We start from the raw sequence: 217 nt of genomic DNA on the forward strand, positions 1-217 counted from the left end.
TCGCCGCATCATGCGGCGTTGCGCTTTGGTTCCGTTTCAAAACCAAGATCTGCCAGCGCAGCGGCTACCGCTTCGTCCAGCGGCGTATGCGGTACAGGGCCGATGACGGCCTCAAGCCTGCCGGACACCAGCCGGTGTGGCTGCAGGCGCAGATAGCTCATCTCCGCAATTTCCCACATCATGGCGTTGACCATGCCGGCAAGCCTGACCGTCCACC

General features: G+C 62.7%; 1 pseudogene. It reads right to left on the bottom strand.

From position 1 onward, the window contains the following. Nucleotides 1-8 precede the first annotated feature (8 nt). Nucleotides 9-217, bottom strand: a pseudogene (locus tag EP376_RS22865) (hypothetical protein); the annotation flags it as partial.

This window comes from Alexandriicola marinus (genome assembly GCF_004000435.1).
GTDB lineage: Bacteria > Pseudomonadota > Alphaproteobacteria > Rhodobacterales > Rhodobacteraceae > Alexandriicola > Alexandriicola marinus.